We start from the raw sequence: 23,819 nt of genomic DNA, 5'->3' as shown, positions 1-23,819 counted from the left end.
ACCAGTCAGACGCCCTCGCTCTCTCATCCACTGTTTGCGCTTCGATGGTGGGCATCTGCTCTTGCATTCACCTGAGATAAACGAAGCTCAGTGCAGTAACTCCGTATTTTTGCAGGCTACTGCCAATTTTCTCCCCACTACTCGTAGTGGTGCACGTTGATGGCATTGCGCGGCGCGCAGGGAGATCGCCGAGCGAAGCGAGGAAGCTCCCGAAGCAGAAGCCGCGCAGCCCTCGCAGAATGGTGGAATATGGAAAACCCTTGAGGGCTAATCCGTGGGAGTGGAGATATACGACACGCCCAGCGGGGTCGTCCGGGGGGAGTGCAGAGGGGGCCTCGGAGGGGCGGCAGCCCCTAACAGGCCCCCTTCTGCCGCCCGCCGCGCAGGCGGCCAAAACTAAAATAACCAAATAGGCTTGCATTACGTAGACATAATCTCAAAATTATCGACACGCTTGCCGCTTACCGTCCTGCCGCCCGCCGCGCAGGCGGCCAAAACTAAAATAACCAAATAGGCCTGTATTACGAAGACATAATCTCAAAATTATCGACACGCTTGCCACTTACCGTCCTGCCCCCCGCCGCGCAGGCGCCCAAAACAACGATTACTGAAAAACCCTCGTGCCAGTACGGGCACAAAATATTCGCACAGTGCGACCTTGCCTGGTGAAATACCACAAAAAAATCGGGTAAAGCCTACGTTCAAAAACGTCGCGTAACCCGATTTTTTAAATTTCAACTATGTCAGGATATTATTTCGGCCTCGAGGCTGCCTCCCGGAATTTCATCTCGTAAGCGCCCTGAGAGCCAATGGCTTTCCCGCCAACACACAGTGAACCTGTTCAGCGCTCAGTTTTTTCCGGTCGCTCCAGTCCCGCCGGCCGCGCCACCCGCGCCGTCTTCAGGCTTTTGGGGCGTGATGATTTCAGCGTCCATGATGTCTTCGTCGTCATCTTTCGGCGTGGCGTCGTCTGGCGCGTCTACCCCCTTCGTGCCAGCCCCGTTCGCGCCTGCTCCGGATGTGTTTGACCCGGAAGTAGTCGCTGATGGCGGCGTTGCCTGCGCGTCCGCATCAATCACGGGGGGCAGGGCCGCCTGCGCGTCCACCACGCGGGCCTCGCCCAGGGCAAGGCGCTGCTCTTCGCTTTGCGGCAGGGGAATACAGTTCTTGTCCACCAGCACGATGCCTGTGCGCTCCAGCACCTCGCGGCGGTAGGCGAACTCCTGCTGCATGCGGTGATGGCGGTACACAAACAGGCGGTGCACGAGGTAGCACACCACGATCATGGCCGCCAGGCTGCCCGCTATCCAGGGAATATAGGGCGTAAGCATCTGGCCCAGCCCCACAAGCGCCGTAAACGCGCCGTCCACAAAAAAGAGCGCAGCGCCAAGCAGCAGGATGCCCAGCAGCACGACCACCGTGGGCGCGTTGCGGATGATGGCGTAAAAACGCTGCAGACGTTCGGGCACCTGATCCGCATCGCTGGAAGCGCCGGCGGCGTTGCCGCCATCCGCGCCGTCCAGGTCGCGAGCCTCACGCCCAAGAAAGCGCGAAACCCAGGTTCCGGCAAGATGCACTATCAGTATGAGCCCCACAGGGGCCAGAACGGCAGCCAGCGCCCAACCAAGCCAGGGAAAGCGCGCCAGCGGCGGGCCGCCCGGAACTTCGGGGGCGGCATGCATGACGCCATAGAAAAAAGCTACCCCGCCTACCACCAGCTCCACAAAGAAAATGGCGATCATAAGGTACATAAGGGCGTCTTTGTACTGCCCCGCGTACCACGGCTGCCCGGACACGGGGCGCTTCCTTGCGGAAGCGCTTTCCGCCTTGCCGCCTTTTCCGCTGGAAACTGTTGACTGGCGCTCTTTTTTTTCGTCTGTCTGCATGCTTACCTCTGGTTGCGCAGCATACTTTGCCGCAGCCCATCCCGCAAGTCCCATACCCGGCATTAAGCCAGTCCGCATGCAAAAGCGTCTGTCCGCGCTTCCTCTGCTTGCTCACGGACGGCATCTGTCTTACTTTGTCCGCATACAACTTCAGGAGTGGCATATGCACGTTCTGGTTACTGGCGCGGCAGGATTCATAGGATATCATCTGACCGTGCGCCTGCTGGCCGATGGGCACAGCGTTGTGGGCGTTGACAACTGCAATGATTATTATGACGTGCAGTTGAAAAAAGACCGTCTGACTCAACTGGCCGCCTTGCCGCAGGCCGGAAACTTCCGTTTTGAACTTCTCGATATGGCCGACGGCCCCAAAATGGCCGAGCTTTTTGCCCGTGAGGGCTTCAGCCATGTGGTAAACCTGGCCGCCCAGGCGGGCGTGCGCTACAGCCTGATCAATCCCGAATCTTACCTCAGCGCCAACCTTGTGGGCTTTGGGCACATTCTTGAAGGCTGCCGTCAGAACAAGGTCAAGCACCTGCTCTTTGCCTCGTCATCCTCGGTCTACGGACTTAACACGGCCCAGCCCTATTCCGTGCACCACAATGTGGACCACCCCGTCAGCCTCTATGCCGCCACCAAGAAAAGCAACGAACTCATGGCGCATGCCTACAGTCACCTGTACGGCATCTCCTGCACAGGCCTGCGGTTTTTCACTGTTTACGGCCCGTGGGGGCGGCCCGACATGGCCCTGCACCTTTTTACCACAGCCATTGTGCGCGGTGAACCCATCAAGGTCTTCAATCAGGGGCATATGCGGCGCGACTTCACCTATATTGACGACATAGTGGAAGGCGTTGTACGCCTGCTGCCCCTGGCCCCTGGCCCGGAGCCGTCCTTTGACCCCGCCGCCCCCGATGCGGCGACCAGTTCCGCGCCCTGGCGCATATACAACATCGGCAACAACCACACCGTGGAACTCAATGATTTCATCGCCACCCTTGAAGACGCTCTGGGCATGAAGGCGCGCAAGGAAATGCTGCCAATGCAGCCCGGCGACGTACAGGCCACCTGGGCCGACATAAACGACCTCTCCGCCCTTACGGGGTTTTCGCCCGCAACGCCCCTGCGTGAAGGCATAACCCGTTTTGTGGAATGGTATAAAGAGTATTACAAAGTATGAACGACACCCCCACCATTACCGTCGCCCCCACCCCGGCCCGGCCCGAAATTCTCGCGCCCGCGGGCGACACTCCCTCCTTTCTGGCGGCCCTTGCCGCAGGGGCGGACGCCATCTATCTGGGCCTCAAGCACTTTTCGGCCCGTATGCAGGCTGAAAATTTCGGGCTGACCGAACTTTCGCGCCTTACGGACCTGGCCCATGCTGAAGACGCCCGCGTGCATGTGGCCATGAACACCCTCGTCAAGCCTGACGAGCCCGCCGCCGCCTACCGCCTGATCTCGCGCCTGACCACCCAGGCCCGCGTGGACGGGCTTATCGTGCAGGATCTCGCCATGCTTGACCTGGCGCGTCAGGCCGGTTTTACGGGTAATATTTCTCTTTCCACGCTGGCCAACGTCACGCACCCCGGCGCTCTTGTGGAAGCAAAAAAACTCGGGGCCAACCGCGTCATTCTGCCGCGCGAGCTTTCCATTGATGAAATCCGCCTCATGGGCGAGGCCTGCCCCGAAGGGCTTGATCTTGAGCTCTTCATCCACGGTGCGCTGTGCTACTGCGTTTCGGGGCGCTGCTACTGGTCCAGCTATATGGGCGGCAAAAGCGGCCTGCGCGGGCGCTGCGTGCAACCCTGCCGCAGGGTGTACCGTCAGGGCGGCCCCGCAGCCCAGGCACTTGTCCGCAATGCGGAACGCGAAGAGATGGACCGCGCCCGTCAGGAACAGTCGCGCATGGATATTGCCCGCAAAGACCGCAGGGGCGGCTCTGGCCGCGACAGTCGTGATGGGCGCGACGGGCGCGAAAGCCAGTTCCGCAACCGCAACGAAGCAACCGCTTTCGCCCAGGGCCGCCGCTCCGGCAGGCAGGGGGCGTTGCGCTCGCCGGGTCGCAAGGAACACAGCGGCCGCTGGTTCTCCTGTCTTGACCTTTCGCTGGACGTGCTGGCCAAAACCCTGCTGGACATCCCCCACCTTGTCTCCTGGAAGATTGAGGGCCGCAAGAAAGGGCCGCACTACGTCTACCATGTGGTGACGGCCTACCGCATGCTGCGTGACAATCCCGGGGACCCCAAGGCGCGCAAGACCGCCGAGGAAATTTTGCAGATGGCGCTGGGCCGTCCCGCCACGCGCGCGCGGTTTTTGCCGCAGAAGGACAATATCCCCACATCCCCCGAGGGCCAGACCAGTTCCGGCCTTATGGCGGGCAAGATCCGTATTGAGCAGGACGGCAGCGTGGTGCTCAAGCCGCACCTTGAACTGCTGCCGCAGGACTATTTGCGCGTGGGGGTTGAAGACGAACGCTGGCACGCCACCCTGCCCGTAACGCGGCGCATTCCCAAGGGCGGCAGCCTCATCATCCGTCTGCCCAGGCACAAGACGCCCAAGGCGGGCACGTCGGTATTTCTTATCGACAGGCGTGAGCCTGAACTGATGCGTATTCTCAAAGGCTGGCAGGCGCGTCTTGACCAGCTGCCGGGCCGCCAGAGCAAGGCTGTGGAATCCAGCCCGCGTATGCCCGTGCCAGTGAAGGCCAGGCCACGGCCAGACATGTACGTCCGCTCCACCATTCCGCAGGGCAAGGAGATGCGCGGCGGCAAAAACCAGTTGCAGGCGCTCTGGCTGTCGCCCCGCAGCGCCGACATATCGCGCACAATGGTTTCGCGCATCTGCTGGTGGCTGCCGCCAGTGGTGTGGCCCGGCGAGGAAGAGGTTTTGCAACGCAGCGTCAGCCGCCTCTGGCGTGACGGCGCACGGCACTTTGTCTGCAATGAACCGTGGCAGCGCGGCATGTTTCCCGACGCGCTGGACGAGGACGCTGACCTGCTTGTGGGCCCCTTCTGCAACGCGGCCAATGCCCCGGCGCTGGGCATACTGGCGCGGATGGGCTTTACCGGAGCCTTTGTCAGCCCGGAACTGCCCCGCGAAGAAATGCTCGCCCTGCCAAAGCAAAGCCCCCTGCCCCTCGGCGCGGTGATTTCCGGCTTCTGGCCCGTGGGCGTCAGCCGTTTCGGCCTTTTGGGCGTCAAACCCAATGAACCCTTTTTGAGCCCCATGGGCGAGCCTTTCTGGGCCCGACAGTACGGCGGCAATATCTGGATATATCCGGGCTGGCCCATGGACCTTACCGCCAAGCGGCAGGAAATGGCCGCGGCCGGCTACGGCTTCTTTGCCCATATGCAGGAGAATCCCCCAGCCAGTCTGCCCGCAATGAAGCGCGAGAGTCTCTTTAACTGGGACGGTGCGTTGCTGTAGCAGCGCTGCGCGCATTTGCGCTGCCGTCCTGTCTGGCCGTGGCTCGGTCACAATGGCAGTATGGGGCATGGCGTACAGACGGTTTGTGCGCCATGCCTTTGCGCTCTGTGTTCAGGCACGGCACGGCACGCCGTACCTATCGGCTTTACTTTTTGTCCTGAGCAGAGCGGCGGCAGACAAAAAACATTCCCGCAACCCGCAAGTATTCTCACGTCATGAATCTGCGCGGGAAATCGGGCTTGCGGATTTGTGATTGACCATGCAGGAAACCCTGTCTCAGCATATCATTGAGGCGCGAAAGCGCTTTCCGCGAGGGCTGGAGCAACCCGAAGGCAGCCTGCGCTTCGGTGCGGACGCCCTTTTGCTGGCCGCTTTTGCCGCGCTTCACCTGCCGCCGGAAAAATGCGCTGCTGGCGCGGCAAGCCATCGCCCCACCCTTGTGGCCGAACTGGGCTGCGGGTGCGGGGCCGCCCTGCTGGGCCTTGCCATGCTGCGCCCGCAAATTTGTGGTCTTGGGCTTGAGCGTGAAAATCCGCTGCTTCTGGCAGCAGAGAGTAATGCCTCGCGGCTCGGGCTCTTGGACCGGCTGCGCTTTTTCACCCTTGACCTTGAGGACGCAAAGGCCGTTGCAACCCTGCCCGCCCCTGTCATGATGCCGGGGCTTTTGCCAGCAGAAGGCGCGTCGTTGACTCTGGTCAATGAAGACAAGGAGCGTTCGCCTGACACCCCGCGACCGGGCATCGCTCAGAAGGGCATTGGGCAACCAGATACCGCGCAGCCTGCCTGCAACAGGCTGGACGCTGTTCTGGCCAATCCTCCCTACGACAGGGGGGGCCGCCCCTCTCAAAGTCATATGCGGGAACGCGCCCTGCGCACGCCCACTGGCGTTGAAAGCCACAAAACAGCGCTGGATGCTTTTTGCAGGGCTGCGGCAACGCTCCTGCGTCATCAGGGCCGTTTTTTCTGCATTTACGACGCCCAGGCCCTGCCACGACTGTGTGTGGCCCTGAATGCCGTCAGACTTGGCGTCAGGCGCATTCTGCCTGTGCAGAGCCACAGGGACGAACCAGCCCTGCGCGTGCTTGTGGAAGCCCGAAAAAACGCCGCACACGATACCGTGCTGGAAACGCCGCTGCTCCTGCACGATGCGCCAGACAGCAACGTGCTGTACAGCACCGCGCCATGCAACAGTGCCCGTTGCGGCAGTGAACCCTGCGGTAGTAAATTTTTCGTCGGACGGCCCCTCTGGTCTGCCGAAGCACTGGTCTTCTGCCCCTGGCTTGGCGACGCAGACTCCTCCCATACCGCCGCCAACGCTTTCACCGCACCATGACAAAGAGCCGCATATGAACTTCATAGCCGACCTGCATATCCATTCCCGTTTTTCCCGCGCCACCAGCAAGGCGCTCAACGCCCGCCATCTGGCCGCATGGGCGCGCTGCAAGGGCATAGGCGTCCTGGGCACGGGCGACTTTACCCATCCGCAATGGCGCGCCGAACTTGCCGAGCAGCTTGAGCTTGATGAAGCCAGCGGCCTGTACCGCCTCAAGGGCGAACCGGAGCAGCTTGACGTCATGGCCGGGGGCGCCATGCAGGAAGGCGATGCGCAAGGCCCGCTCTTTATGCTCCAGACAGAGATCAGCTCCATTTACAAGCGCCACGGCAAGGTGCGCAAGGTGCACAACCTTATCTTTATGCGCACTCTGGAGGACGCGGCAAAACTTTCGCAGCGCCTTGAACAGATAGGCAACCTGCATTCTGACGGGCGGCCCATTCTTGGCCTCGATTCGCGCGACCTGCTTGAAATCATGCTGGAATGCGCCGAGGACGCCGTCATGATTCCGGCCCACGTGTGGACCCCCTGGTTCGCGCTTTTTGGCTCCAAATCCGGCTTTGACCGTTTGACCGACTGCTATGGCGACCTTTCGGAGCACATTTTCGCCCTCGAAACCGGCCTTTCCTCCGATCCTGAGATGAACCGCCTTGTGAGCCAGCTTGACGCCTACGCGCTCGTATCCAACTCCGACGCACATTCGGGAGCCAACCTGGGCCGTGAAGCCAATCTTTTTGACGGGCGGCCCTCCTATACGGGCATGTTCGCGGCCCTGCGGGCGGCGGCGCGCCGTCAGCCGCAGGACAGTCTCGACTGCCGGTTTCTCGGCACTATGGAATTCTACCCGGACGAAGGCAAGTACCACCTGGACGGGCACCGCGCCTGCAATGTGGTGCTTGAGCCGCGCGAGTCACGCGCGCTTGGCAACATCTGCCCTGTTTGCGGCAAACCCCTGACAGTGGGCGTTCTGCACCGCGTATGGGAGCTGGCCGACAGGGAGGAACCCGCGCGCCTGGCTCTGGAACCCGAAGCGCGCCCGCTCATTCCCCTGGCCGAGGTGGTGGGCGAAATTGTGGGCGCTGGCGTTACGTCGCGCAAGGTTCAGGAACGATACGGCAGACTGCTGCGCGAGCTTGGGCCGGAACTGGATATCCTCTGCCGCATGCCCGAAGCTGAGGTGCGCGCCCATTGGGAACCTCTGGGCGAAGCCGTGGCCCGCATGCGGCGCGGTCAGGTTTTCCGCCAGGGCGGCTATGACGGCGAGTACGGCGTTGTGCGCGTGTTCACGCCCGAAGAGCAGGCCGACATCCGGGGCGCGGGGCGCGGGGCTTTGCCGGGACTCAAACTGGGCAGGCCGCGCAAGGCTTCCGGCGCTGCGGCCGACGCAATCACAGCGGCTGACGTCAAGGTACGCCAGAAAAAGGCGTCTTCTGTCTCCATGCTGGATCTCATGAAAGAACGGCCCTCGCAGGGTATGGCCAAGAAGGATGAAAAACAGACCGCACAGCGGGCTTCCGTCGGCTTCAGTGAGGAGCAGCAGGCCGCCCTCACGGCTGGCCCCGGTCCGGTGCTTGTGCAGGCCGGCCCTGGCGCGGGCAAAACGCGCGTGCTCATTGGCCGTATGCAGCATTTGCTGGATCAGGGCATCCCGCCCCACAGGCTGCTCGCGGTAACGTTCACACGGCGCGCGGCCAATGAAATGCGGCAGCGCCTTGCCGCCGCCCTGCCCCATATGCACGACCTGCCCTGCTGCGACACCATGCACGGCATTGCCTGGGGCCGCATGCGCGCGGTCATGCAGGCGCAGGGGCGTGAATGCATGTTGCTGGGCGACGACGCTGCTCAGCAGGTATTCAGGGCGGCCAATCCCCAGCTTGCCGTTCGTCAGGCGTCAGAACTCTGGCGTCAGCTGGCCCTGGCGCGCGAATGCCTGCGCCCACTGGACGACCCGGCTGTCGCCCAGGCAGCGGTTCTGTATGCCCGGCGCAAATCTGAGCGCCCCGGCCTGCTCTACGTTGACTATGCTGACCTTCTTGACTGGTGGCTGGAACATCTGGCTGATCTGCCCTCTGAGCAGATGCCGCAGCACGTGCTTGTGGACGAGGTGCAGGATCTCTCACCCGTACAGCTTGCGATTATCCGGCGCTTGCTGCCCAGTGACGGCAGGGGCTTTTTTGGCATTGGCGATCCTGATCAGGCCATCTACGGCTTCCGTGGCGTATCAGGGCAAAGCGAAAGCAGCCTGCGTGCCGTCTGGCCGGAGTTGGCGGTGTTTTGTCTTGGCCGCAGTTTTCGCTCCAGTCAGGACGTGCTGAACATGGCGCGCAGCCTGCTGCACCACAAGGGGCAGTGCGGGCCGCTCACGGCAGCGCGGCAACTCAGCGCCCAGTTGCGTCTTTTTTCGGCCCCGGACCAGCAGGCCGAGCTTCGCTGGATTACCCGCCGCGTGCAGGCCCTGCTCGGCGCGACGGCCCACACCCTGCTTGACCAGCACCTGAGCAGCGCTGAGGCGCATGAACTGGACGGCACCCTCGCTCCTGGCGACATTGCCGTGCTGGTACGTCTGCGGGCACAGATTCCACCCTTGCGGGCTGCGCTTGAACAGGCGGGCATTCCCTGCGCCGCTCCGGCTGAAGACGCTTTCTGGCAGGATACGGCCTGCGCGCGGCTGCTGGCTCTGGCCGCGGCTCACAGCGGATTCGAACCACTGGCGCAAAGCCTTGCTGGCGCGAGCGAACCGCAGGAAAACCAGGCCGCTGCACCGGTCGGTACGGCAGATACTTCTATTTCCACTGTCGAGGCTGGCGCGTCTGGTACGGCAGGCATGGCCGAGGGGGCTGCACTGTCCGCAGGCCCCTTTGTTGCCGGATCTTCACTGCCCGCACCCGAAGCTCTGGAACCCTGGCTCAGACAACAACCCTGGGCTGGCGACCCCTTTGTGGCAGGCCGCGCCTGGCGTGACCTCAAGCGTATCTGGAAAACGCATGGCAACTGGCCGGAATTTCTGGCCCACCTTGGCTGGCTTCAGGAAGCGGAAATGGTTCGCGGCAAGGCCGAGCATGTGCAGATCATGACCATGCACGCCTCCAAGGGCCTCGAGTTTCAGGCCGTATTTCTGCCTGGTCTTGAAGACGGCCTTTTGCCCTTGCGCAAAGATCGCCTGTTCGGTGCCGGAACCAACGGCAATGCGGCGTCCGGCGAACAGACGCCTTCTGCGCAGCAAGCGGATGAAGATGAAGAACGCCGCCTGCTGTACGTCGCCCTGACACGGGCCGCGCGCGCGCTTTTTGTAAGCCACAGCGCCAGGCGCACACTGTACGGCAAAAGCCTTGCCCTGCCGCCCTCGCCTTTTCTTGGGCAGATACGGCAGTTCTGCCGCCAGAGCGCCCTTGCGGCCCACACGCAGACACAGGCGCGTCCCCTTTCCCTGCTGCCGGAGCCGGACCGAAAAGAGTGATATCAAGGTGCAGAGTGGTATGGCGCAGTGGGGAATGGTGCAGTGGCACCCTGCAGGTGGAACAATGCTTTTTTGAATTACCTTGTGGGTGAGGGACCCTTTTGCAAAAGGGTCTCCTCCCCCACGCCTCCTCCCCCTAAAACCTTTATTGCCCGGTTGTGTGGGGCAATATGTTTTCTGGCTCCAGGCAGGGGCTTCAAAAACAGCGTCTTTCTGGCACCGCACCATCTGGAGCAGGTTAACTTTGAAATACTTCACATTTCAAAGTTTTCATTCAGCCGAAAATCGCATTTTTCGGCTGAATCCACGCCGCGTTGTGGCGCGCTGCACTTTTGTGCAGCGTTAGACCATCCACATTTTTTCAAAGGTAAAATGCTCTAACAGCTTTTTGCTCCAACACCTTTTGAACTTCTGCTCTGCGCAGGCGGCTTTCCGCCCAAAGGCGGGTGTGGGCGCAAAAACTCATACCATCCTGTTATATTTGCAGATACGTTGCCAGTTTTCTTGCGTGAGCATACCTTTTTGCGTATGCCCACTTCATTCAGCCTGTCCGGATGAACTGATCAGGTTATCCGGGCAAACTTACAGTGTGCCGGGCGGGGAAATCGTGTCCAATTGGAACCGTCGAAATTCAGACGGTTTTGCTAGTATAGCCGGAGTGTTGTCATTTTTATTTTTCTAAAGAATCTCTACCTGCTGTTTTTTCGATATTTTTTACAATCTGATCCTATTGGCATGCATTATGCTTACTGTCTGGTAGAATTGAATAATTTGCCCCAGTTGCGAAATATTGCGGATACACAAAAATTTGCCTGAACCGCCAGCAAGTTATGTGTATGAGGCTTGTCATGGAACGGACATCAACACCATCACTACGCGTCAGCCCCCTGGCCCTGCTGGCTTTGGCCAGTCTTTTGCTGCTGGCTGGCTGCGGACTCTCGCGCCCGGTGGATGACGGCCCCATGCCGGAGGACGCGCACAAGGTGGTGCGCACTGCCTATGCCCAAATGGGCAAGAAGTACCGTTCTGGAGGCGCTTCGCCGCAAAAGGGCTTCGACTGCTCAGGCCTGATCTGGTGGGTGTACAAGCAAAACGGCTACAAGGTTCCACGCATTACGGTTGATCAGGCCAGCGCCGGGTATGCCGTGCCAAAAAACCAGGTCCGCCCAGGCGATATTGTGGTGTTTCGCACTGGCTCAAGCCCGCGCGGCCTGCATACCGGCATTTACGCCGGCGGCAACAACTTTATTCACAGCCCGCGCAGAGGCGAAAAGGTGCGTATGGAAAGCATGGACATCCCCTACTGGAGCAGCAAACTTATTGCTGTCCGCCGTGTCGTGCGCTGAGCCGTATCCCCCTGCTGAAACGGGCTGAACCACCTGATGTTGCCCGTTTTTCTGAATCAGCCGCGTTGCCACGATGGCAATGCGGTTTTTTGTTGCGGCCATACACATAATTTATTATTTAAATTCAGCATATTAAATTAAGAAGCAATAATTTCACTGGCACTTTCGCATCCGTGATGCGGCAATATCTTTGGTATCATACCCAGGTGTTGTCAGGTGGTCTGCAAGTCAGGCTGTGCAACGGTGTTGCTGATTTCGTCCCAATAGCGTTGGCATTTATTTGTTTCTTGCTTGCCATTATTATTGTTTTAACGTAACTCGTGAGGAAATGCGCAGCGTAACTTCCTTGTTGCGGATATAACCTGCCCTTCCCTGGCATTACTGCCACCTTGCTCTTCTGATCGCGCACGCCAGGCAACATCGCAACATGATCTCAGCGTCACGCTGCCGCCGGGAGGACACATGGCGCGCAAAACAGCCATTGGCGAAAGCCTGTTAAGCATTGCGGACATATCCCGCCATTTTTCCCTGCCTGAATCGACCACCCGCTATTACTGCAAGCGCTTTGCGCCCTTCATACCCAGTGTGGGCGACGGCAGGCGGCGGCGCTACCGCCGCGAAACGCTGGACGTCATAGCCGCCATTCTGGAACAGATGCAGAAATCGCGCACGGCCGCTGCCGTTGAGGACGCCCTGCTTGCGCGCTTTCCCCGCAATGCGCTGACCTTTACCGACCATCAGCCAATTCAGGCCGTGCAGGCCCCCACGCAGGACTTTTTTCCTTCAGCGGCATTGCAGTTGATGGAACGTCAAACCGCCGCTCTGGAAGGGATTGCGCAATTGCTGCATCTGGTTGTGGAGCGGCTGCCTGCTGGTTCTGCGCAGCCCGCCAACGATGTTCAAAATGCAGAATTGCGCCAGGAGCTTGATACCTTGCGCCTTCTGTTGCACTCATCTGAAAAAACGCAACAGGCCGACCTTGAGCAGTTGCGACAATGGATGGGCCGCATGATCCGCAGTAAAAGCGCCGCCGCTGGCTCCGAAGGCTGACTCCTGCCGCATCGCCCTCTCCCACCCACGCTGCTTCCCCTATACAACGCAATCGCTGCTTGCCTGCGCCATTGCGCCGCAACCTGCTCTTTCACTCAGGATAAATACGCAACAGCCGGATTCCCCTCGAGCGCATGCGGCAACAACGCAATCTCTCTTTTCAATCCTCGACCTTTTCAAACTCCTCCTTCTTTTCCAGCCAGACAAGCCGCACACCGGGCATAACCTCTGCCTCCTTAAAAGCGCGATACCCGGCTTTTTCATACAAAGCCACATTGCGATGGCTTTTTACGCTTGTGAACAGTTCATGGCGGTTTTGCGCACACGCTTTTTCAATGGCGGCAAGCAATCGCGAGCCAATACCCTGCCTCTGAAGCCCCGGCTTGACCATCAGCCGCCCGACATGGGCAGTACCTTTTTCGATTTTGGCCCGCACCGATCCCACAATCTCACCATCATCCATTACCGCCTTGAGCATGACGAGGCCAGAAAATTCCTGCTCAAGGTCAGCAAGTGTTTGCGTCATGGGTGGAATTTCATAATTGCCCACAAGCCGGGCTTCACTCTCAAACGCAATTTTCTGCAGGGCAAGAATGGCCGGCAGATCCCCGGCCTCGGCAGGAAGAATTTTCATGTGATGTCTCTTTTCATGTGATTTGTCATTTTGTTCATAGCCAAATCAAGGATCACGAGCGAATGAGTTATATCTGGTTATACCTGCTCGTTGCCAAAAGGCTCGCGGCGGCACGCAGCCAGATGGGGCATACACGCCCGCTGTCATCGGCGGACGCCGCCCCGGACACCTGCGAAGCACAATCCGGAATTTGTTCTGCTGCTGGCAACATCCGAAAAATAAGGCCGGGCGTACCCACCTGAGCTCCATATCAAAGCATAATCCAAGGCCGCTCCACATGCCACAGTAAGGACTCCCTGTCCTTGGCGGCCTTCCTCCCCCTGGCCTGAAACGGCGTTGGCTTGTTCAGGATTACCCACGGGAGCTTACCTGCCCCCCAAAAGGGACATTTTGAATGCCTGTTTTTTAATCAGTGCAGACTCTACGCCCGCGCCCCTGACTGCCTCCTACCTGCCAGAGCAAATTATCTGGCACGTTCCACGCGCCTCATGCCCTTGCGCATCAGACATCGGGCATTAGAGCATTTTAACTTTGAAAAAATGTAAATGCTCTAACGCTGCACGAAGGTGCAGCGCGCCACAACGTGGCGTGGATTCAGCCGAGCTTTAGCCGTTGTGACGCAAAGACAGCATTGATTATCCGTAAGCGGCAAAGGCCCGCTAACGGCTACCGCGAATCGCATTTTTCAGCTGAATGAAAACTTTAAAATGTGAGACATTTCAAAGTTAACCTGCTCTAGGGCCAGGCATCAGATGCCATCCGCATGTGTCAAATTCAGATGTCAGCCATCAGGCATCCGGAAAACAGTTCACGCAGATCCCGCAACACCACATACACATGCGCATAACAAAGGCTCCACACCGGATGATGTGGAGCCTTTGACTATTCTTGGCAACTGACCGCTATTTGACTGAATTGCCCTCGGCCTTGGCCTTGGCCATATCAATGGCCTTCTTGAAGAGGTCCGGCGGCAACGCACCACGCACCACAAGATCATTGACGAGAAAATACGGCGTGCCTTCCACTCCGAGCTTTTGCGCGTCCTGCTGATCTTCGTTCATGATGTCAGCCACTTTTTTGCTGTGCACGTCCTTGGCAAGCCGCTTCATGTCCACGCCAAGGTCCTGGGCAGTGGTTTTCAAAAAAGCCTCGCCATCGGTCACAAGTTTGTCGCGTCCGGCAAACAGGGCGTCATGAAACTTCCAGGCTTTTTCTTCGCTCTGCTGTGCGATGGCGAGAAAATACTTTGACGCGATACTGGCCGGGCCTTTGTCATCCAGAGGCAGGTTCTTGAACACGAGGTTCACGTCCTTGCCATATTCCTTCAAAATGGCGCTCACCGTACCAGAAGCCTGCTGGCAAAAGTGGCAGGTAAAATCTGAAAACGCCACGATGCGCACCTTGGCGTTTTTGGGGCCCAGCACAGGCCGGCCCTCGAGCTTGACCGACTTTGGGGTCTTCATCTCCTGGTTCCACTGCGCCTCAAGGCTGCGCTGTCTGCGCATATTGGAGCCCTGCTGCGCTATGTCCAGCACTGCCTCGCTGTTTTTGCGCAACACGTCCATCACAAGATCAGGGCGTTCCTGCAACAGCTTTTCCAGCATTTGCGCAAGATTTTCATCAGTGACCTGCACTGACGCGGCTTCTGCCCGACAAGGCGAGCAGGCAAAAAGACCACCAAAAACCACAAGCCCCACAAGGGCAACCAAACCTGTTTTTTTCCAAATGCTCATACTAAAATTCCTTACCCCTTGGGACGAATCAGTTTACGCGCCCCTGCTCCGCCTCGAGGCGTCGCTGGGTGGCGGCATCTTCAATTTTAAAAAGCAGTTCTTCAAGGTCAACTGGCTTCATGAGGTAGCCAAAAGCCCCCTCACTCATGGCCTGCACCGCCAACTGCATATCGGCGTGGCCGGAAAGCAGAATAACCGGGGTTGCAGGCCAATGCTGATGGATTTTTTGCAAGGCGCTCATTCCATCCATAACCGGCATTTTTACATCCATTATGACAACGCTGTACGCTTCCTGTTGCATGGCATCCAGCGCCAGCTGACCGTTAGCTGCCGTTGTGCACTCATACCCTCTGCGGCCCAGGCGTTTTGCCAGAATGCGTGTCACTTCATCTTCATCGTCAACCAGAAGGATTTTTTTTGACCCCATACGAGCTCCACCAAATAAAGTCTTTCTTTACATGCACGTATATTTTAGCTCTTAACAGGTGGCACGAGCAATAGACATGTTTGCATTTTCTTAATTTTTTTACAATTTGGCACAATATTTTTTTACAACTTGACGCTGCCAGTACTCTCTTTTACAACCATCAAAGTGCGCCGCCTTAAAATTTTCATGAATGTTTCATGTGAAACGTTAAAAAATCTGAAATGCGCGACTCTCTTTTCAGGTCATTGCATTGGGCGAACAGCAAAATCACACCACTGCCCATTCGGGCGGGAGGCATCAATGGCTCGCATAATATCCATTGCCAACCAAAAAGGCGGCGTGGGAAAAACCACCACGGCAATCAATCTATCCGCGGCCCTGGCCGTTATGGAAAAAAAAGTGCTGCTGGTGGACTGTGACCCACAGGCCAACAGCACGAGCGGCATTGGCCTGCAACAGGACCAACTGCACGGCGACCTGTACAATACCTTTTATGAACCTGAACAGGTACGCCAAAACATAGCAAAAAGCCGTTCGCCCTTTTTGGATATTTTGCCCGCGAGCACCAATCTGGTGGCCGTTGAACTGGAGCTGGTGGACAAGATGGCCCGCGAGTTCTACCTTAATGAATGCCTCAAATCTGTACAAAAAGACTATGAATATATAATACTTGACTGCCCTCCGTCTTTGGGCCTTTTAACGTTGAACGCATTGTGCGCGTCCCGCGAACTGCTTATTCCACTTCAGTGCGAATTTTTTGCCCTGGAGGGTATAGTCAAACTTTTGCAGACGTATGAACAGGTGAAAAAGAGGCTTAACCCCGAACTTTCACTTCTGGGCGTGGTATTGACCATGTATGACACCCGCAACAGGCTCACACGGGAAGTGAAAAACGAGGTCCGCCGCTGCTTCCCCGACCATCTTTTTGAAACGGTCGTCCCACGCAATGTACGCCTCTCGGAAGCGCCGAGTCACGGCAAGTCCATCATTCACTATGACATCAAATCCAAGGGTGCCGAAGCGTACCTTGGTCTTGCAAAAGAAGTGGTGCTGCGCCGCCCTTCTAAAAAGTCCGTTCTGCAATAGCTGGTGGTGACTTTTTGCGTGCCCCGCCAGCTTGTCGACAAACTGGCGGACAAAAGCACGACGCATGCCCGGCTCGCCAGCTTGGCACGTCAGCCGGGCCATGCGAGAACCGTTCAGGTCAGGGCACGCGCGGCCGGCATGCAAGAACGTAAAAGATCGCGCCCTGACGAAGATCGCGCCCTACCCCTTTGGGGTGCTGTGCTCGACCGCAACATGGTCACGAAAGTGTTTCTGCCTGACAGTTGTGCCGCAGCCCTTACAAAGGAAGACAAGAAGACCACCAATATTGGCGTTGGTCAGAATAAAGGGCTGCGCGGAATCTGCACGCCAGTCAGCGGTTTTTGCACCGCAATAAGGGCAGTCCACCGCGGGTGAATACGGGTACTTGAAGTCCCAGAACTGCTGCAGCTGCTCAAAGCTTTTCAGCGGCCCCTCGGCCTGAACCAACGGGGTCGGCGCTTCACTGGCTTTCAGTTGTTCGGCAACCTTGGGCTCGATCAGTTGCCAAAGCTTCAGCGAAAGCTGCACTGCTTCAATATTGCCCTTGGCGTCAGTAAGATAGCGTAGTTCGGGATGATCAAACATTGGCATGTCCTTTGTGCTTGTGAACAGCATCAAGCAGAAATTTTTGAGGTAAAATCATTGCCGGCCAGCGGGTGCATCAGGCGCGTCCGGCCACCGGAAGATTTGCAGGGCCGGGTGCCTGCACCGTGACGCGCACAGACCGCCTTGTCAAGGCGACTATGCATAAAAGGCTGCAACAAATGGGCATGCGCAGCGCAAACCGCAAGCGATCCAAATGTAGCGCGGGGGCGCGCAGACCGCATGACGTGCAGGGGCAAGGTAGTGCAGCCCCTGGCCTGCGCGGACAGCGCGACTACAGTGGCCAACGGAGTAAGGCAATAGGGCAACGCCCGTGGCGCACGAGTATGCCCACATGTGCCGGGTCGATCAGCGCAAAGCCGCAACCCGCGCATCGGCAACCCGGTGACGTCTCACTGCACGGCGAAACCGGGCGCGGCAAGGCCAAAACGCAACGGAGTACTGAGAAAATCCCGGCATGCACTCCCCTTTCGGGGAGGAACAACCATAAGGCGACCGGATGCGCTGATCAACTGCAAACACAATACGGTTTTTTGATGGTCAAAAGCCCTGCTGTTGCGGACAACAGTTATTGTGGCTTTTCTGAGTGCGAGTACAGCACCCGCGAAACCGGGCGCACGAACATATGAGGTGACACTATGAGCGGCAACAAGAAGGGACTGGGTAGAGGACTGGACGCGCTTTTCAGCGGATCAGAACCGCAACAACAGCAGCAGGAAACCGCAACATCCACCCTCCCCCTCACAGCCCTGAAGCCCAATCCTGGTCAGCCCCGCAGGCATTTTGACGAGGAAGCGTTGCGCGAACTGGCGGCCTCCATCAAGACTCAGGGGATCATCCAACCCCTGCTTGTGCGCCCCCTCCCCGGCGGCGAGTCTTACCAGATCGTTGCGGGCGAACGGCGCTGGCGGGCTGCGCAGATAGCCGGGCTCGCACAGGTGCCCGTGTACATCAGACAGTTGAGCGACAAAGAGGTAATGGCCGCCGCGCTTATTGAAAACCTTCAGCGCGAGGATCTCAACCCCATTGAAGAGGCTGAAGCGCTGCAAGCCTTACGCGAGGCCCTAGAGCTCACGCAGGAGGAACTTGCCGCACGCCTTGGCAAAAGCCGTCCGGCTGTGGCCAATGCTTTGCGCCTTTTGCAACTGAGCGCCGCCGCCAGGGATGACCTGCAGGCGGGTCGTATAAGCGCGGGACACGCCCGCTGCCTGCTGGGCATTGACGCGCAGGACGCGGCAGAAGCATTGCGCCTGCGCATCCAGAGTCACAACATGACGGTGCGCGAAGCTGAGGAGGCGGCCGCATTCTGGAGGGGGCACTCCACCCTGCCCTGGCAGGAAGCGCAGCACGAAGAAAAGCAGGGCCCCAAACAGGCAAACCAAAGAATTTCGCGCAAAAAGAGCCCTGCTTTCAAAACCATGCAAAAAAGCCTGAGCACTGCCCTGGGCTGCCCCGCAAAAATCAGCGGCGACGAAAACGCCGGGCGCATTGCCCTGAATTACAGCAGCAAGGAAGAACTCACCGTACTTCTTGAAAAATTTGGTCTTGCCCTCGATGGCGAACAGGCAGCGGAATAACGCCGCAGCCTGTGCTGCGTCCTGGGACAAAGCGCAGCCATTCCGCCGAAGAAAATCGCAACGCGCACCCATCGCCGCTGAATCACTATTGGCATGAACGCCGCCGTCACGGGCAACGACGCAAAAATATAAGGCAACACGCCGGTCCGCATTGCGAACCGGCGTGTTGCCTTTAGAGCATTTTCACTTTGAAAAAGTGTAAATGCTCTAACGCTGCACGAAAAATCGCATTTTTCGGCTGAATGAAAACTTTGAGGATATACATTCTCAAAGTTTAAGGCACGCTCACTTCGGCGTTTAACCGCGCAGATAAACTGCGCTTACACCTCCGTAGCGAACGTCCGCTCAGGCAGCCGTCAGAGCAATTTAAAAGTTAAATTGCTCTAAATACAAATAAAGATTTTAGGGGGTGGGGGCGTGGGGGAGGAGACCCTTTTGCAAAAGGGTCCCTCCCCCACAAAGCATTTCAACGTGACCTTACGTAAGCCTCACGCACGTAAAATCAACCCTCATTACGCAACACGGCACCGTACATGCCTTCCAGCCAGGCATGCGTATGGTTTGTCTGCCACTGCCGCACCATACGTAAATTCTTGTGTGATTTCAGCAACCAGGCCACTGCCTGTTCATTTTCAGCCGGGTCAAGCGTGCACGTTATGTAGGCAAGTTCCCTGCCCGGTTGCAAATAACCGGCAAGCGTGCCGAGTATGGCCCGTTGCAACCCTTCAAGTTCAGCAAGATGTTGCGGTTCACGCCTGCGGATGTCGGGCCTGCGGGCCAGAACCCCAAGGCCGGAACAGGGCGCATCCACGAGGATATGGCCAGGCCATGTACGTACAGGAGGTCGCGCAGCGTCGGCCAGGCAACAGACCGGGCCCGGCAGGTTCAAGACCGCGCACTGCCCCGGCAGGCCGCGCAACCGTGCGGCGGAACGGTCAGTGCACAGCACCACAGGCACACCCCACTCCATCAGGGCCATGCTCTTGCCGCCGTGCCCGGCGCAGGCGTCCCACACGGGTTCGCGCCAGGTGTCCAGACCAAGCTCAAGCAGAGCCGTTTGCGATCCTGCGGATTGCCAGCTCAAAGCGCCAAGAGCCTGCCAGTGGCGCAACTCATGCCCAAGCACAGCGCGGGGCATTTGCCCTGGCGCAAAGGCCAGCCCCCAACGCCCTATCCTGACGGGAACGGACTTGCCGGCAACAAGGGCAGACGCAGAGGCCGCACCGGAAGAAGACGAAGATATATCTTTATTTTCAGCGTGTTGATGAATAATTGCAGGTTGCATCAAAGCACTCTGGGGCTGCAAAGAAGCAACGCCGCTCGTTTCACAGGAACGAGGATGTTCCGCCTCTGAAAGGGAAAGCAGGCACGCGGTCGAAGGTTCTTCACCAGAAGACAGGGCCGCGTACAGTGCATCCGCGCCTGGATACGCAGGATTAATCCGCAATGCGGAGTACGGCCTTTCAAAGGCACGGCGCATCAGCGCCAGCACGGCTTCTTCACCGTAGGCGTCACGCCACAGAGTACCTATCCACAAGGGTACGGAATAAAAAATACATTGGCCCAAAAAACCGTCCTTGTCCGCACCGTGCGCCAGCGCCTTTTTGCCCTTGGCCTTTGTAAGATAAAAGGCAAGTTCAAGAGGCTCCTGCCCCATCCGCTGCAATGAGCGCAATGCGCCATTGGCGACACGGGCCAGACCCTGACCAAAAAGGCGGCGCACCTGATCCACAGCCTCATGAATGACAGCGTGCGCCGGAACCTTGTCCTGAAACAGCAGACCATACACGGCAAGAGCCAGGACTGTGAGCATGGCGGGCGGCAGCCCCAGCGGTTTGGACAGCACGGTGGACAGGATAAAGCGCAGCCGGATCTCGGTACGCAGGCAGCCATACACAAGTTCCGTGCAGAGCGCCTTGTCCTGCCCCGACAGGGCTGCACCGGACCATGCCCCTGTGGACGCCCCGGAGGGTAGACTGCTGGATTCACGGGTCACGGCGTTGGCGGAAACGCTGGCAAGCGCGCCTGCCTGTGCGCCTTCGAGATATCCACCCGCCTGATTTTCAGGCCGCCGATGCTCGCCCTGATCCCCGGTATGGCACCCGGTGTGGCGCCCGGCGTGATGTCTGCCCTGAGGCGTGTTCTGATGGCGAAAACCGTCGTAACGGGGCACAGGCGCATCAAGCACGGCAGCAAGAGCCTGCTGGGCGCTCATGCCCTGATCCACCAGCAGCAACGCCCGTAGAGCCGCGGTGCGTCCATTGAGCGGCAAGCCTCGCAACTTGAGGCCACCCGACTTTGACGACTTACTCATGCCCTGCCCTCTCAGTCATCGCGGCGTGGCCCGACGACATTTTTTTCAACAGCGAGGGTTGCGGAGTCAGGCTGTCACTGAGACCGAGAAAGAGGCGAATGACATCCTCAAGCGCATCCATGGGCACAAGAGTATCAAGACAAGGACCGTTAGGGCGGCTGTTGAGCACGCCAAAAACGGGCAGGGGGTAGCTGTCCTGTATGCCGGAGGTAAGGTCACGTTCGCAGGCGACAGCTATGATGCAGTCAGGCCGGGTCTGCACCACAATGCGGCGGGCTATGGTGCCGCCTGTGGCGATAGCGAATCTGATGCCGTACTTGTCCCGCAGGTCAAGCAGCGCGCCAACCGGACATCCGCCGCAGCGAAGGCACAAATCCGCATTATGAACCAGCCTGTGCGGACAGGCAGAGCGCTGCACGCAATGCGGCAAAAGCAGCAGCAGCTTGTGCGGCTCCACTGGCCTGCGACGCGAAAGCACAAGTTCGTTGTTCACCTTGATGAAACTGCGCCGCACCCTGCCCCGGTCAATGCCCACAAATTTGGCAAGCAACTCCATAAGGGGAAAAAACAGACGTATGGTCACATGGCGCACACTGCCAGCACCGGGCAGAGCCTTGCCGGTATAAATATGAAACACCAGCATCAGGCAAAGCCACATGAGGGCGGTGATGCACACAAGACCCACGACAAGGCTCAGCCGCTCAAGCCAGACCACGCCGTTCAGGGCGTCAGACCAGGGCAAGATAAGAAAAACGGCCAGCCCCAGACAGAGAACAACGCACGATGCCAGCATGAGTCCGATGAAGGTGCGCTTGCGCGCTCCCCCATACTGATCGGGAGGAAGAGAAAAGGGAGATTTACGCAGTTTCATGAAGCCTCATGAGGTCAGGCCAAACGTCAAGAAAGAAAAAACATCCTGATATAATGCGAAAAGGGCGTATGCCCGATTTTACGCCTCAGGCGGCTTGTGCGCAACAAAGGGATCAGCCCCAAGCCATGGTGCAAAAAAGAAAAAAAACAGGCCCAAAATGGCCGCTCGCAGAGCAATCAGCACAGAACGTTGTGCGCCGTCGGCGGTTCAAGGCGTACCTGACGAAAGATCTCCGTCGCAAGAAACACCTGCCCGTTCGCCGCTCCCCAAAATTCCGCTTCGGGTCGGCAGCGACTTGCACTGGTTGAAACAGAAACATACTTCGGAACAGCAAACCTTGAACCAACCCCAAAATTGATCGGACACTGCAAAGGCTCTGCTCCACAAGTGTCACCCCAAGGGTGCTGCCTGAGTCCACTCGTGCCGTCGCCGCTGCGGACACCTGCGGCATCCGCCATGGCGCATCGACATTCCCAAACCAAACCGCTCCAAAACAAGAAAGAGGGACCCTTTCGCAAAGTATCCCTCCACACAAAAATTTCAGGCCAAGCCTGCCCTACGCGGGCTCTTCGGGTTGTCGGGCGTGACCGCATAATCCTTCCGGCAGGTTCTTGAGGCCGCCGTTGAGCAGGTCGCGCACGGGCATGTCCTTGCGGCCTTCGGGTCGCACCATGCCGAGCAAATACCAGCGGTCTGCGCAGGCAACGCCAAGCCCCCGGCTGTCATGGCGCAGGGTGCCGGGTTCTTCACCCGCCGTGGCCCCTCCCACTGTTCCAGGTGAAACAATCAGCGGCAGAATCTGGGCGGTAAAACCATCAGCCGCAGCAAGATGCAGTACGGTACGTGCGCCGGGCTTGGGCGTAACGCCGCGAATCTGCGCATGAACCTGCGCCGCCGTACGCGCCCAGTCCACAAAGCCGTCACGCTTGCCAAGCTTGGCGGCATGCGTGGCAAGGCTTTCATCCTGCTCCACGGCCACGGCCCTGCCCTCAAGCATGTCATCCAGCACCCTGACCAGCAGATCAGCGCCCATTTCGGCCAGGGCGTCGTGCAGCGTGCCGGAAGTATGCTCGCCAATGAGCATATCGTTCATGGCGTAGACAGGCCCTGCATCAAGCCTGCTGCCAATGCGCATGATGGAGATGCCCGCACGGGATTCCGGCTGCCAGCCGTCCATAACCGCCCTCTGGATGGGCGCCGCACCGCGCAGCATGGGCAGCACGGAGGCATGCACGTTAACAGGCGCAAGCCGTGGCATGGCCAGCACGGCATCAGGCAGGATCAGGCCGTAGGCGGCCACGGCCAGCACATCGGGCCTGAGGGCCGCAAGCTCTGCCTGCGCCTCAGCGCCTTTAAGGCTGGCAGGCTGGTACACGGGGATGCCCAGCTCAAGCGCCAGTTTTTTTACGGCCGACATGGCAAGCTTGTGGCCGCGCCCTGCCGGACGGTCTGGCTGCGTGTACACAGCCACAATCCGGGCGCGCGGCCAGGCCGCCAGCTTTTTAAGGCTGGCGGCCGCAAAGTCCGGCGTGCCCATAAAGACTATTCGGCAGTCTTTTTCTTGAGCCATTTTTTTACCTTGCTGTCATACAGACTGCGCCGCAGGCGGCTGATCCTGTCAATAAACAGGACGCCGTCCAGATGGTCATACTCGTGCTGCATGACAATGGCGGGAAACTCTTCAAGATCTTCCTCAATAACATTGCCGTCGAGATCCCGGGCGCTCAGATGCACCTTGCTCATACGCTTTACGTCCGCCCGGTAGTTCATGGGCACGGAAAGGCACCCCTCCTGCTCGCTCACCACTTCCTCGCCAGAAAGCGTGAGCACGGGATTGATGAGCACCCTGGGGTTTCTCTCATCCTTCTGCACGGTGGGGTCCATCACAAGCATGCGGATATTGCGGCCCACCTGCGGGGCGGCAAGCCCCACGCCGGGCGCTTCATACATGGTTTCGAGCATATCCGCGGCAAGCTGACGGATTTCATCCGTCACTTCGCCTACAGGCTCGCACACCTCTTTGAGGCGCGGGTCAGGATAGGTAACAATATCAAGAATCATATTTCTTCCTTGAGC

At 58.7% G+C, this 23,819-nt stretch carries 17 protein-coding genes; 8 read left to right on the top strand and 9 right to left on the bottom strand.

Translation table 11 applies throughout. The annotated features are described in order from the left end of the window. Nucleotides 1–848 precede the first annotated feature (848 nt). The gene (locus ACZ5DH_RS12670; protein ID WP_464254615.1) at nucleotides 849–1,886 is read right to left on the bottom strand and encodes a hypothetical protein; all 1,038 of its coding nucleotides are present in this window, start codon (nucleotides 1,884–1,886) and stop codon (nucleotides 849–851) included. Nucleotides 1,887–2,049: 163 nt separating this feature from the next. On the opposite strand from ACZ5DH_RS12670, the gene ACZ5DH_RS12665 reads away from it, so the two are divergent. The 6 genes from ACZ5DH_RS12665 (at nucleotide 2,050) to ACZ5DH_RS12640 (ending at nucleotide 12,498) form a co-directional block, all read left to right on the top strand. After that, on the top strand, nucleotides 2,050–3,066 hold the full coding sequence (locus ACZ5DH_RS12665) for an NAD-dependent epimerase (protein ID WP_464254614.1): 1,017 nt from the start codon (nucleotides 2,050–2,052) through the stop codon (nucleotides 3,064–3,066). Beyond that, entirely contained in the window at nucleotides 3,063–5,312 is a 2,250-nt protein-coding gene (locus ACZ5DH_RS12660) for a peptidase U32 family protein (protein ID WP_464254613.1), read from the top strand. The genes ACZ5DH_RS12665 and ACZ5DH_RS12660 overlap by 4 nt, the downstream gene beginning before the upstream one ends. Before the next feature lie 259 nt (nucleotides 5,313–5,571). Further along, nucleotides 5,572–6,645, top strand: coding sequence for a methyltransferase (locus ACZ5DH_RS12655; protein ID WP_464254612.1), 1,074 nt, complete (start codon nucleotides 5,572–5,574; stop codon nucleotides 6,643–6,645). Nucleotides 6,646–6,658: 13 nt separating this feature from the next. Then, a complete protein-coding gene (locus ACZ5DH_RS12650; RefSeq protein ID WP_464254611.1) occupies nucleotides 6,659–10,102 on the top strand; it encodes a UvrD-helicase domain-containing protein in 3,444 nt (1,147 codons plus the stop codon). Nucleotides 10,103–10,950: 848 nt separating this feature from the next. Continuing rightward, nucleotides 10,951–11,448, top strand: a complete 498-nt coding sequence (locus tag ACZ5DH_RS12645; RefSeq protein WP_464254610.1) for a C40 family peptidase — start codon at nucleotides 10,951–10,953, stop codon at nucleotides 11,446–11,448. 462 nt (nucleotides 11,449–11,910) lie between these two features. Next, nucleotides 11,911–12,498: a MerR family transcriptional regulator gene (locus ACZ5DH_RS12640; RefSeq protein WP_464254609.1), complete on the top strand. Its 588-nt coding sequence runs from the start codon at nucleotides 11,911–11,913 to the stop codon at nucleotides 12,496–12,498. Between the two features lie 160 nt (nucleotides 12,499–12,658). Here ACZ5DH_RS12640 and ACZ5DH_RS12635 read toward each other — a convergent pair whose 3' ends face one another. The 3 genes from ACZ5DH_RS12635 to ACZ5DH_RS12625 all read right to left on the bottom strand — a co-directional run bounded on the left by ACZ5DH_RS12635 (nucleotide 12,659) and on the right by ACZ5DH_RS12625 (nucleotide 15,292). Then, on the bottom strand, nucleotides 12,659–13,132 hold the full coding sequence (locus ACZ5DH_RS12635) for a GNAT family N-acetyltransferase (protein ID WP_464254608.1): 474 nt from the start codon (nucleotides 13,130–13,132) through the stop codon (nucleotides 12,659–12,661). Nucleotides 13,133–14,034: 902 nt separating this feature from the next. Further along, the gene (locus ACZ5DH_RS12630) at nucleotides 14,035–14,865 is read right to left on the bottom strand and encodes a DsbA family protein (RefSeq protein ID WP_464254607.1); all 831 of its coding nucleotides are present in this window, start codon (nucleotides 14,863–14,865) and stop codon (nucleotides 14,035–14,037) included. A 28-nt stretch (nucleotides 14,866–14,893) separates the two neighbouring features. After that, nucleotides 14,894–15,292: a sigma-54-dependent transcriptional regulator gene (locus tag ACZ5DH_RS12625; RefSeq protein ID WP_464254606.1), complete on the bottom strand. Its 399-nt coding sequence runs from the start codon at nucleotides 15,290–15,292 to the stop codon at nucleotides 14,894–14,896. Between the two features lie 300 nt (nucleotides 15,293–15,592). Between ACZ5DH_RS12625 and ACZ5DH_RS12620 the strand changes: the two genes are divergently transcribed. Continuing rightward, nucleotides 15,593–16,378: a ParA family protein gene (locus tag ACZ5DH_RS12620; protein ID WP_464254605.1), complete on the top strand. Its 786-nt coding sequence runs from the start codon at nucleotides 15,593–15,595 to the stop codon at nucleotides 16,376–16,378. Nucleotides 16,379–16,558: 180 nt separating this feature from the next. On the opposite strand, the gene ACZ5DH_RS12615 is transcribed toward ACZ5DH_RS12620, so the two are convergent. Then, on the bottom strand, nucleotides 16,559–16,963 hold the full coding sequence (locus ACZ5DH_RS12615; protein WP_464254604.1) for a hypothetical protein: 405 nt from the start codon (nucleotides 16,961–16,963) through the stop codon (nucleotides 16,559–16,561). Nucleotides 16,964–17,619: 656 nt separating this feature from the next. On the opposite strand from ACZ5DH_RS12615, the gene ACZ5DH_RS12610 reads away from it, so the two are divergent. After that, entirely contained in the window at nucleotides 17,620–18,558 is a 939-nt protein-coding gene (locus ACZ5DH_RS12610; RefSeq protein WP_464254603.1) for a ParB/RepB/Spo0J family partition protein, read from the top strand. 502 nt (nucleotides 18,559–19,060) lie between these two features. Here ACZ5DH_RS12610 and ACZ5DH_RS12605 read toward each other — a convergent pair. The 4 genes from ACZ5DH_RS12605 to def form a co-directional block, all read right to left on the bottom strand. Further along, nucleotides 19,061–20,872, bottom strand: a complete 1,812-nt coding sequence (locus ACZ5DH_RS12605) for a transcription antitermination factor NusB (protein WP_464254602.1) — start codon at nucleotides 20,870–20,872, stop codon at nucleotides 19,061–19,063. Further along, nucleotides 20,865–21,743 carry a DUF116 domain-containing protein gene (locus ACZ5DH_RS12600; protein ID WP_464254601.1) on the bottom strand — a complete coding sequence of 293 codons (879 nt, stop codon included), beginning with the start codon at nucleotides 21,741–21,743 and terminating at the stop codon, nucleotides 20,865–20,867. Before ACZ5DH_RS12600 ends, ACZ5DH_RS12605 begins: the two co-directional genes overlap by 8 nt. A gap of 556 nt (nucleotides 21,744–22,299) precedes the next feature. Then, entirely contained in the window at nucleotides 22,300–23,313 is a 1,014-nt protein-coding gene (fmt, locus tag ACZ5DH_RS12595) for a methionyl-tRNA formyltransferase (protein WP_464254600.1), read from the bottom strand. After that, a complete protein-coding gene (gene def, locus ACZ5DH_RS12590) occupies nucleotides 23,286–23,804 on the bottom strand; it encodes a peptide deformylase (RefSeq protein ID WP_464254599.1) in 519 nt (172 codons plus the stop codon). Before def ends, fmt begins: the two co-directional genes overlap by 28 nt. Nucleotides 23,805–23,819 lie beyond the last annotated feature (15 nt).

It is taken from the genome of Desulfovibrio simplex, from assembly GCF_055387835.1.
The sequence above is the reverse complement of the archived record's forward strand: the minus strand, read 5'-3'. Positions and strand labels throughout refer to the sequence as shown.

Excerpts from the sequence above, each read along its gene's own strand:
- ACZ5DH_RS12670 (WP_464254615.1), bottom strand. The coding sequence starts at position 1,886 with ATGCAGACAGACGAAAAAAAAGAGCGCCAGTCAACAGTTTCCAGCGGA.
- ACZ5DH_RS12665 (WP_464254614.1), top strand. The coding sequence starts at position 2,050 with ATGCACGTTCTGGTTACTGGCGCGGCAGGATTCATAGGATATCATCTG.
- ACZ5DH_RS12660 (WP_464254613.1), top strand. The coding sequence starts at position 3,063 with ATGAACGACACCCCCACCATTACCGTCGCCCCCACCCCGGCCCGGCCC.
- ACZ5DH_RS12655 (WP_464254612.1), top strand. The coding sequence starts at position 5,572 with ATGCAGGAAACCCTGTCTCAGCATATCATTGAGGCGCGAAAGCGCTTT.
- ACZ5DH_RS12650 (WP_464254611.1), top strand. The coding sequence starts at position 6,659 with ATGAACTTCATAGCCGACCTGCATATCCATTCCCGTTTTTCCCGCGCC.
- ACZ5DH_RS12645 (WP_464254610.1), top strand. The coding sequence starts at position 10,951 with ATGGAACGGACATCAACACCATCACTACGCGTCAGCCCCCTGGCCCTG.
- ACZ5DH_RS12640 (WP_464254609.1), top strand. The coding sequence starts at position 11,911 with ATGGCGCGCAAAACAGCCATTGGCGAAAGCCTGTTAAGCATTGCGGAC.
- ACZ5DH_RS12635 (WP_464254608.1), bottom strand. The coding sequence starts at position 13,132 with ATGAAAATTCTTCCTGCCGAGGCCGGGGATCTGCCGGCCATTCTTGCC.
- ACZ5DH_RS12630 (WP_464254607.1), bottom strand. The coding sequence starts at position 14,865 with ATGAGCATTTGGAAAAAAACAGGTTTGGTTGCCCTTGTGGGGCTTGTG.
- ACZ5DH_RS12625 (WP_464254606.1), bottom strand. The coding sequence starts at position 15,292 with ATGGGGTCAAAAAAAATCCTTCTGGTTGACGATGAAGATGAAGTGACA.
- ACZ5DH_RS12620 (WP_464254605.1), top strand. The coding sequence starts at position 15,593 with ATGGCTCGCATAATATCCATTGCCAACCAAAAAGGCGGCGTGGGAAAA.
- ACZ5DH_RS12615 (WP_464254604.1), bottom strand. The coding sequence starts at position 16,963 with ATGTTTGATCATCCCGAACTACGCTATCTTACTGACGCCAAGGGCAAT.
- ACZ5DH_RS12610 (WP_464254603.1), top strand. The coding sequence starts at position 17,620 with ATGAGCGGCAACAAGAAGGGACTGGGTAGAGGACTGGACGCGCTTTTC.
- ACZ5DH_RS12605 (WP_464254602.1), bottom strand. The coding sequence starts at position 20,872 with ATGAGTAAGTCGTCAAAGTCGGGTGGCCTCAAGTTGCGAGGCTTGCCG.
- ACZ5DH_RS12600 (WP_464254601.1), bottom strand. The coding sequence starts at position 21,743 with ATGAAACTGCGTAAATCTCCCTTTTCTCTTCCTCCCGATCAGTATGGG.
- fmt (WP_464254600.1), bottom strand. The coding sequence starts at position 23,313 with ATGGCTCAAGAAAAAGACTGCCGAATAGTCTTTATGGGCACGCCGGAC.
- def (WP_464254599.1), bottom strand. The coding sequence starts at position 23,804 with ATGATTCTTGATATTGTTACCTATCCTGACCCGCGCCTCAAAGAGGTG.